At 61.2% G+C, this 9,692-nt stretch carries 3 protein-coding genes, 2 tRNA genes and 2 rRNA genes (1 of these 7 running past the window's edge); 2 read left to right on the top strand and 5 right to left on the bottom strand.

The window, feature by feature from the left end; translation table 11 throughout:
- The 4 genes from BJ6T_RS07380 to BJ6T_RS07365 all read right to left on the bottom strand — a co-directional run.
- Positions 1–820 (bottom strand): 23S ribosomal RNA (locus BJ6T_RS07380); it reaches 2,052 nt to the left of the window's first position.
- Between the two features lie 419 nt (positions 821–1,239).
- Positions 1,240–1,315, bottom strand: a tRNA-Ala gene (locus BJ6T_RS07375).
- Positions 1,316–1,348: 33 nt separating this feature from the next.
- A tRNA-Ile gene (locus BJ6T_RS07370) sits at positions 1,349–1,425 on the bottom strand.
- A 186-nt stretch (positions 1,426–1,611) separates the two neighbouring features.
- Positions 1,612–3,100 (bottom strand): 16S ribosomal RNA (locus BJ6T_RS07365).
- Together the 16S and 23S rRNA genes with 2 tRNA genes alongside form the textbook arrangement of a ribosomal RNA operon.
- A 1,132-nt stretch (positions 3,101–4,232) precedes the next feature.
- Between BJ6T_RS07365 and BJ6T_RS07360 the strand changes: the two genes are divergently transcribed.
- Both BJ6T_RS07360 and BJ6T_RS07355 read left to right on the top strand, forming a co-directional pair.
- A complete protein-coding gene (locus tag BJ6T_RS07360) occupies positions 4,233–6,296 on the top strand; it encodes a M23 family metallopeptidase (protein WP_028170103.1) in 2,064 nt (687 codons plus the stop codon).
- A gap of 178 nt (positions 6,297–6,474) precedes the next feature.
- On the top strand, positions 6,475–6,741 hold the full coding sequence (locus BJ6T_RS07355) for a hypothetical protein (RefSeq protein ID WP_014491677.1): 267 nt from the start codon (positions 6,475–6,477) through the stop codon (positions 6,739–6,741).
- A gap of 80 nt (positions 6,742–6,821) precedes the next feature.
- On the opposite strand, the gene clpB is transcribed toward BJ6T_RS07355, so the two are convergent.
- Positions 6,822–9,464, bottom strand: coding sequence for an ATP-dependent chaperone ClpB (clpB, locus tag BJ6T_RS07350; protein ID WP_014491676.1), 2,643 nt, complete (start codon positions 9,462–9,464; stop codon positions 6,822–6,824).
- Positions 9,465–9,692 lie beyond the last annotated feature (228 nt).

Genomic DNA, 9,692 nt, shown 5'->3' with positions numbered 1-9,692 from the left:
CTCACCTTCAACCTGCTCATGGCTAGATCACTAGGTTTCGGGTCTAATACAACGAACTTGACGCCCTATTCAGACTCGCTTTCGCTGCGCCTTCGCCTATCGGCTTAAGCTTGCTCGTTAAATTAAGTCGCTGGCCCATAATACAAAAGGTACGATGTCACCCAGAACGTATCTTGGGCTCCATCTGTTTGTAGGTGTCCGGTTTCAGGTCTATTTCACTCCCCTCGTCGGGGTGCTTTTCACCTTTCCCTCACGGTACTGGTTCACTATCGGTCGCTGAGGAGTACTTAGGCTTGGAGGGTGGTCCCCCGCGTTCAGACAGGATTTCACGTGTCCCGCCTTACTCGTGGATACATCATCGCATTACTCGTACGGGGCTATCACCCTCTGAGGCCCGGCTTTCCTGACCGGTTCCGATTGTCTTTGATGTATCACTGGCCTGGTCCGCGTTCGCTCGCCACTACTAACGGAGTCTCTGTTGATGTCCTTTCCTCCAGGTACTTAGATGTTTCAGTTCCCTGGGTTTGCTTGAAACCTCCTATGTATTCAGAAGTCTCATACCTTCTCTTGATAACCGGAAATCCAAAACCTCTTCGATCGAAATCTAAAGGCCTGGCTTCTCACATCATCTGATCGAACCCCACACCGATGTCTTTCGACAAAGGTCTTGGAGTTCCGGCTATCGAAGGTGGGTTTCCCCATTCGGAAATCCATGGATCAAAGCTTCTTCGCAGCTCCCCACGGCTTATCGCAGCGTAGCACGTCCTTCATCGCCTCTCAGCGCCAAGGCATCCACCGAACACCCTTAAGGCACTTGATTGCTCTCATTATCAATGTCCACACACTCGGCAGAATGTTGTCTGTACGATTGCCTTGCGGCACGCGCCCTCGATGAACGCTACGTACAGCCGGACAATGATTAGAAAGACCAGCTTGCTTCGTAAGATCGTTCCGATAGCGAGGCGGTCAAGCTTCGCTAAAAGGATCATTTACAACCCGCATTCCCCTCAGACGCAGCCTTGTGAGCCGCATTGAAAGGCGCGCGAGCGCCGAAATGATCCGGAGATAATGAAGGTTCGCGCAGCAATTGCTTGCTGCCCGATCCAACTCGGATCGATCTCCTCTTTACGATGTCAGAAATCACGCAACCTACTGTCTATCCAGACTAGTAGGTGCGAAGTGATGTTTCGCGGACGACGGTTGAATAGCTGCAAACACAGCGTCGGTGATCAAACCATCTGGTGGAGCCAGACGGGATCGAACCGACGACCTCATGCTTGCAAAGCACGCGCTCTCCCAGCTGAGCTATGGCCCCGTAACCAGAAGACGAATGCTTACCCGATGAGTGTGGTGGGCCTGGGAAGACTTGAACTTCCGACCTCACGCTTATCAAGCGCGCGCTCTAACCAACTGAGCTACAAGCCCCTAACGCATATCCCGTCAAGGACCAGGGACCCTGCTCTCGCAGGCCCAGCGCGTGTTCGTCCGCGAAGAAAGAGAAACGAAGACGGCGAAATCCCGCCAATGCAGCTCAACGATCCTGACGATCGTTGGCCACTGATGTTTCTAAAACGGTTCGATAGAAGCAAGCTTCTGAAGAACCATCCTTAGAAAGGAGGTGATCCAGCCGCAGGTTCCCCTACGGCTACCTTGTTACGACTTCACCCCAGTCGCTGACCCTACCGTGGCCGGCTGCCTCCCTTGCGGGTTAGCGCACCGTCTTCAGGTAAAACCAACTCCCATGGTGTGACGGGCGGTGTGTACAAGGCCCGGGAACGTATTCACCGTGGCGTGCTGATCCACGATTACTAGCGATTCCAACTTCATGGGCTCGAGTTGCAGAGCCCAATCCGAACTGAGACGGCTTTTTGAGATTTGCGAAGGGTCGCCCCTTAGCATCCCATTGTCACCGCCATTGTAGCACGTGTGTAGCCCAGCCCGTAAGGGCCATGAGGACTTGACGTCATCCCCACCTTCCTCGCGGCTTATCACCGGCAGTCTCCTTAGAGTGCTCAACTAAATGGTAGCAACTAAGGACGGGGGTTGCGCTCGTTGCGGGACTTAACCCAACATCTCACGACACGAGCTGACGACAGCCATGCAGCACCTGTGCTCCAGGCTCCGAAGAGAAGGTCACATCTCTGCGACCGGTCCTGGACATGTCAAGGGCTGGTAAGGTTCTGCGCGTTGCGTCGAATTAAACCACATGCTCCACCGCTTGTGCGGGCCCCCGTCAATTCCTTTGAGTTTTAATCTTGCGACCGTACTCCCCAGGCGGAATGCTTAAAGCGTTAGCTGCGCCACTAGTGAGTAAACCCACTAACGGCTGGCATTCATCGTTTACGGCGTGGACTACCAGGGTATCTAATCCTGTTTGCTCCCCACGCTTTCGTGCCTCAGCGTCAGTATCGGGCCAGTGAGCCGCCTTCGCCACTGGTGTTCTTGCGAATATCTACGAATTTCACCTCTACACTCGCAGTTCCACTCACCTCTCCCGAACTCAAGATCCTCAGTATCAAAGGCAGTTCTGGAGTTGAGCTCCAGGATTTCACCCCTGACTTAAAGACCCGCCTACGCACCCTTTACGCCCAGTGATTCCGAGCAACGCTAGCCCCCTTCGTATTACCGCGGCTGCTGGCACGAAGTTAGCCGGGGCTTATTCTTGCGGTACCGTCATTATCTTCCCGCACAAAAGAGCTTTACAACCCTAGGGCCTTCATCACTCACGCGGCATGGCTGGATCAGGGTTGCCCCCATTGTCCAATATTCCCCACTGCTGCCTCCCGTAGGAGTTTGGGCCGTGTCTCAGTCCCAATGTGGCTGATCATCCTCTCAGACCAGCTACTGATCGTCGCCTTGGTGAGCCATTACCTCACCAACTAGCTAATCAGACGCGGGCCGATCTTTCGGCGATAAATCTTTCCCCGTAAGGGCTTATCCGGTATTAGCACAAGTTTCCCTGTGTTGTTCCGAACCAAAAGGTACGTTCCCACGCGTTACTCACCCGTCTGCCGCTGACGTATTGCTACGCCCGCTCGACTTGCATGTGTTAAGCCTGCCGCCAGCGTTCGCTCTGAGCCAGGATCAAACTCTCAAGTTGGACTTGAACTTTGAACCGGCTGATCACAACGTTTGACGAGGTCCCACCATTATTTCGACAACCGAAGTCGTCGAGCTGCCCGCGATTCACATCGCTGGCAGCGATGGTGTTTCCTTTAAAACGTGTACCGCCGAAGTCTTTCGTCCGGTCTCGATCCGAAAAGCCGAAGCTTTCGAGATGCGAGACCCGCAAGGACTCCGCCGTCCACGTTTCTCTTTCTTCATCTTCACTTGTCAAACAGCCCGGGACCGGAGAGGCCCCAACCTTCCTGAGAGGAAGGGTTCCGACACCCTCACCGACGATGGATGACCCCCAATCGACTTACGTCGATTGTTGTGTCACTCAACAAGGTGAGGAGCATCAGTGGCGCGTTCGCTCGCCTTGGTCAGTGACCCGGCGGCGCCGCGCTCAGTGGTCGGGTTATAGGCCCCCCGCCCGGGATTGTCAACGCCCATTGTCAACAAATCGTCGCACGGTAGATCATCGAATAAAATCCAGCAATTCTAGACAATTAGAGGGGCCGCCAACGGCCGGAACGAACTTGCACCGCAAAAATCTCAAAAAAAGTTTGCCCGCCGGCGGGCTCCGGAAGGGCCTTTGGACGCCTCTCTGGGCACCCTCCCCCGCGTCCTTCTAGGCGCCCCCAGGGCCCTGGCAGGCGGAGGCCCATCCAGGCCGGACCGAGCCCTCGTCCGCGGCAGACGGGCCCCGTCCCAGGCCGGACTGAGGCTCCACCCCAGGCCAGACCTGGTCCCCCGGCCCCGGCCAGACGGGCTTCTTGCGCCCGGCCGTTCAGGAAACTTTTTCCATATTAGGCGCCGTACTAGAGCCACAATCCCGCGGCGTTCTGGTACAGACAAGCTTGAATCGCAGGATGCCAGTGGGGGCTGCCAGCGATTTTCATGGGGTCAGAGGAAGGCGATCTTGCAGATGACGCAGCCTTCCTCCGACATTCGAGAGACATCGAGAGACCTTTACCCGTCCAGCTGTTCGTAATTTCGGCCGGCCCCATCGAGGGCTTTCTGAGCGCGGGCGTCTGTGCGGCTTGCCTTTTCCGGCGATCCCCCTTCAAGAGGGCGGCCAGGAGAGGTTCGAAAGCAGGCATCTTGGGTCGTTGATTGGGGGACTTGGTTTGAACCACAGGACGTCACGCGGCGCTTACGGGCGTGAGACCGGGATCATCGATCTCGGCCACGAGCCGCCGCTGTCCGTCGATGGTTCCGAGGCCGCCGTCATCGACCGCCGTCGCGTCTCCGTACAGTGGTTCAGCGGTACAATTCTGACCGGACTCTGCGGCGCAGCCCTGATCGGCGGCGCCGTTTTCGCTTCTCTCGACGGTGAGATGACCTTCGCCAAGGTGCCTGAGCGGGTCGAAGGCGCACTGCGCGGCGCATTCGGCGCGGCCGATCGCGCCGCCACGCTGCACAAGAGCGACCGCCTGCCGCCGCCGAACGAATCCACGGCCTCGCGCAACATCGTGCGCGTCTCCACCGTCGCCCGCGTCGGCAACCGCGACGTGATGCGGGTGCGCCCGTTCGTCCGGATCGCCGGCAATCTGTCGATGACGACGAGCGATCTGTCGGCGAAGATCCCGCCGTTCAACGCCCAGCGCCTGCTCACCGATGTCGGCTCCGATCCGAAGACCGCGGCGGAAGATCCGAACAATCCCGAAGCCGTCGAGCCCGATGCCGAAGTCTCCTTCGTCACCAAGGACCTGTCGCCGGTGCTGCCGAAGGCCAAGATTTCCGCCGTGGTGGCGCTCGACGACATCCTGATGCGGGTGCGCGACGCCGCCAACTGGCGCGGCAATGGCGGGGTGCGCTACGCCTCGCTCGCCAATGCCACCGCCGACGTCTCCGGCGCGACCGGCCCCTCCGACATGAAGATGGCCTATGCCACCGAGGTGTCGCCGTCCGATCCCTATGCCGGCTTCGAGACGCGCGTGGTGCCGGAAAACGTCACGCTGCTGCCGAAGACCAAGGAGCAGATCACCGGCGGCAATCCCAACGGCGAACGCGTCCACGTGGTCAAGAAGGGCGACAGCGTCGGCTCCGTCCTGCGCGATCTCGGCGCGACGACCGAGGAGATCAAGGCGATCACCGCAACGCTCGGCCCGCGCGGCCGCGACGGCGGCCTGAAGGAAGGCGAGAAGCTCCGCATCCTGATGGCGCCCGCCAGCCCCGGCGCCCGCCTCCAACCCTATCGCGTCGTGGTTGCAAACGACACCATGGTCGAGGCGATTGCGGCGCTGTCCGATCTCGGCAAATACGTCGCGGTGGACGTCTCCAGCATGAACACCGTCGCCGATGCCGCGGCCAACGCCAACAGCGACGACGATGACGACGATGACGGCACCGGCGTGCGGCTCTACCAAAGCATCTACGAGACCGCGATGCGCAACAAAGTCCCGATGCCGGTCATCGAGGACATGATCAAGATCTACTCCTACGACGTCGATTTCCAGCGCAAGGTGCAGCCGGGCGACTCGTTCGACGTGTTCTATGCCGGCGAAGACGAAGGTGTGACCTCGAGCGAAAAGAACGACGTGCTGTTCGCTTCCCTCACGGTCGGCGGCGAGACCAAGAAATACTACCGCTACCAGAGCCCCGACGACGGCGTCGTCGACTACTATGACGAGACCGGCAAGAGCGCGAAGAAATTCCTGGTCAGGAAGCCCGTCAACAACGCGATCATGCGCTCGGGCTTCGGCGGCCGCCGCCACCCGATCCTGGGCTATGTGAAGATGCACACCGGCGTCGACTGGGCCACCGCCTACGGCACGCCGATCTTCGCCTCCGGCAACGGCGTGATCGAGAAGGCCGGACCTGAAGGCGGATACGGCAAATATATCCGGATCAAGCATTCCAACGGCTATGAGACGGCCTACGGCCACATGTCGGCCTTCGCCAAGGGCATGGAGATCGGCAAGAAGGTGCGGCAGGGTCAGGTGATCGGCTTCGTCGGCTCGACCGGCCAGTCGACCGGCCCTCACGTCCACTACGAAATCCTGGTCAACGGCCGCTTCGTCGATCCGCTGCGCGTGAAATTGCCGCGCGGCCGTTCGCTGGAAGGCACGGTGCTGGCGGGCTTCGAGAAGGAACGCGACCGGCTCGACGCCATGATGAGCGGCCGCAACGGCGCCATCGCCCGCATTTCGGACGCAACCGGCGGCCCGTTGCAGGTCACCAACCGCTGATCCCCTAACCGGCCGAAATCGACCGGACATCTCGGGAAAACATGATCTGGATGCGACGTCGGAATCGACAAAGCAGGCCATCTGTTTGCCGGCAGCGCGGAGGGAACCAGCCCGGTGGAACCGGCACACGCGTTTCCCGGTTAAATGCTGACGGAAGCCGACCAACAGGAGGATCCCCATGCGGCGCCTCTCACGCGACGATGTCGTCAAGACCGTGGATCGAGCCGACGAAGTCACCATCGCCCAGATCATCGGAACCGGCGCGACGGTCGAGGAACTCGCCGAAGCCCAGGCCTGGCTCGCCAATGACGAGCCGATGATCAATGATTTGCGCCCGCTGGCGCACGGACGCGTGCGCGAGCTTGTCGACATCCTGTCGGAGCTCGAAGAGGACAGCGACGAGCAAGGTCCAGCCGAACCCGGCTCAACATCCGCGGTCAGCTAGAGCGAACCTCGTCAAAGCAATTCGCCCCGGAGAGGCGGGCCTCTCCGGGGCGATTTTTCGTTTTGCAGTGAGTGCAACGATCAGTTCAGCTTCCGCTTCGACACCGGCGGCGCCTCGAACTGGGCGATCTCCGCGGTCTGCGGCGCCTTGCCGTTGAAGGTCAGCACGTTGCCTTCGGACGAGATCGCAACGTTGTCCCCATCCCTGACGTCGCCGGCCAGGATCATCTCTGCGAGCGGATCCTGGAGGTAGCGCTGGACCACGCGCTTCAGCGGCCTCGCGCCGTAGGCGGGATCCCAGCCCTTCGCAGCAAGCCAGTCGCGGCCCGCGGCATCGAGCGTCAGCACGATCTTGCGATCGGTCAAAAGCTTCTGCAGCCGGGCGAACTGGATCTCGACGATCCGCCCCATCTCGCTCCTCTGCAGGCGGTGGAACAGGATGATCTCGTCGACACGGTTCAGGAACTCGGGCCGGAAATGCCCACGCACCATTCCCATCACCTGTTCACGCACGGCTGAGGTGTCTTCGCCCTCCGGTTGATTCACCAGATACTCCGAACCAAGGTTCGAGGTCATGATGATCAGCGTGTTGCGGAAATCGACGGTGCGGCCCTGGCCATCGGTCAGGCGGCCGTCGTCGAGCACCTGCAACAGGACGTTGAAGACGTCAGGATGCGCCTTCTCGATCTCGTCAAACAGCACCACCTGATAGGGCCGGCGCCGCACCGCTTCGGTGAGCGCGCCGCCCTCGTCATAGCCGACATAGCCGGGAGGCGCACCGATCAGCCGCGAGACCGAGTGCTTCTCCATGTACTCGGACATGTCGAGGCGGACCATCGCGGTCTCGTCGTTGAACAGGTACTCCGCGAGCGCCTTCGTCAGCTCGGTCTTGCCGACGCCGGTCGGCCCCAGGAACATGAACGAGCCGGTCGGCCGGTTCGGGTCCTGCAGGCCCGCGCGCGAACGGCGCACGGCGGTCGCGACCGCACGCACGGCCTCGGCCTGGCCGACGACGCGCTTGCCGAGCTGCTCCTCCATCTTCAGGAGCTTCTCCTTCTCGCCTTCCAGCATCTTGTCGACGGGCACGCCGGTCCAACGCGAGACCACCTGCGCGATGTGGTTGGCGGTGACCGCCTCCTCCATCATATCGCCGGAGCCCTCACGCGCCTCGATGTCCGCGAGCTGCTTCTCGAGCTGCGGGATCCGGCCATAGGCCAGCTCGCCGGCCTTCTGGAATTCGCCGCGCCGCTGTGCGTCGGCGAGATCGACGCGCAGCGCGTCGAGCTCCGACTTCAGCTTCTGGGCGTTGGAGAGCTTGTTCTTCTCCGCGCTCCAGCGCGACGTCAGGGCCGCGGATTTCTCTTCGAGCTCGCTGAGCTCCCTCTGAAGCCCCTCGAGACGGGTCTTGGAGCCGAGATCGCTCTCCTTCTTGAGAGCTTCCTGCTCGATCTTGAGCCGGATGATCTCACGGTCGAGCGAATCCAGCTCTTCCGGCTTGGAATCGACCTGCATCTTCAGCCGCGCGGCCGCCTCGTCCATGAGGTCGATCGCCTTGTCCGGCAGGAAGCGGTCGGTGATGTAGCGGTTGGACAGCGTCGTCGCCGCCACGAGCGCGGAATCGGTGATCCGCACGCCGTGGTGCTGCTCGTACTTGTCTTTCAAGCCGCGGAGGATCGAGATGGTGTCCTCGACCGAGGGCTCGCTGACGAAGATCGGCTGGAAGCGCCGCGCCAGCGCCGCATCCTTCTCGACGTGCTTGCGGTACTCGTCGAGCGTGGTGGCGCCGATGCAGTGCAGCTCGCCGCGCGCGAGCGCGGGCTTGAGCAGGTTGGATGCGTCCATCGCGCCATCGCCCTTGCCGGCGCCGATCAGCGTATGCATCTCGTCGATGAATAGGATGAAGGTGCCCTCGCTCGCGGTGACTTCCTGGAGCACGGCCTTCAGCCGCTCCTCGAACTCGCCGCGGTACTTCGCACCCGCAATCAGCGCGCCGAGATCGAGCGAGAGCAGCTTCTTGTCCTGCAGGGTCTCGGGCACGTCGCCGTTGACGATGCGCAGCGCGAGGCCCTCGGCGATGGCGGTCTTGCCGACGCCGGGTTCACCGATCAGGACGGGATTGTTCTTGGTCCGGCGCGAGAGCACCTGGATGGTGCGGCGGATCTCCTCGTCGCGGCCGATGACCGGGTCGAGCTTGCCGTCGCGCGCAGCCTGGGTCAGGTCGCGGGCATATTTCTTCAGCGCGTCATAGGCGTTCTCGGCGGTCGCGGAGTCCGCCGTCCGGCCCTTGCGCAGCGCCTCGATCGCCGCATTGAGATTTTGCGGGGTGACGCCGCCCTTGGCCAGGATCGCGCCGGCCTCGCTGGTCTTTTCCAGCGCGAGGCCGAGTAGCAGCCGCTCGACGGTGACAAAGCTGTCGCCGGCCTTCTCGCCGGCCTTTTCGGCGGCGTCGAAAGTGCGGGCGAGCTCGGGCGCCAGATAGATCTGGCCGGCGCCGCCGCCGGAGACCTTCGGCACCTTGTTGAGGGCGTCCTCGGTCGCCTTCAGGATGGCGCGGGAATTGCCGCCGGCGCGGTCGATCAGACCGGCAGCGAGGCCCTCATTGTCGTCCAGCAGAACCTTCAGGACGTGCAGGGTCGAAAACTGCTGATGTCCCTCGCGTACCGCAAGCGATTGCGCAGACTGGACGAAGCCCCTGGAGCGTTCAGTATATTTATCGATGTTCATGTCTTTTCTTTCCCTCGGCCTGCCCCTGGAGCCCTCTAAGGCACTCCAAACGGCATCTTCATTGGGTTTCCGCTGGACGCGTTGACGTTCCTCAACCGGCAGCGGTCGTTAGCAGCCGGCGCTGGCGCCGGCCTGACCCAGATGTGGGAAGCTTGGCCCCGGATCGGAAGAGGCGCGTTCACAATTTCGTGCACGGGTCCGCCTGCTTGGCGCCAGCAGGTCGAATCC

This window comes from Bradyrhizobium japonicum USDA 6 (genome assembly GCF_000284375.1).
Taxonomy (GTDB): Bacteria; Pseudomonadota; Alphaproteobacteria; order Rhizobiales; family Xanthobacteraceae; genus Bradyrhizobium; species Bradyrhizobium japonicum.
This window is presented reverse-complemented; position numbering and strand designations above follow the sequence as displayed.

Coding starts and splice junctions, on each gene's coding strand:
- BJ6T_RS07355 (WP_014491677.1), top strand. CDS start 6,475: ATGCGGCGCCTCTCACGCGACGATGTCGTCAAGACCGTGGATCGAGCC.
- clpB (WP_014491676.1), bottom strand. CDS start 9,464: ATGAACATCGATAAATATACTGAACGCTCCAGGGGCTTCGTCCAGTCT.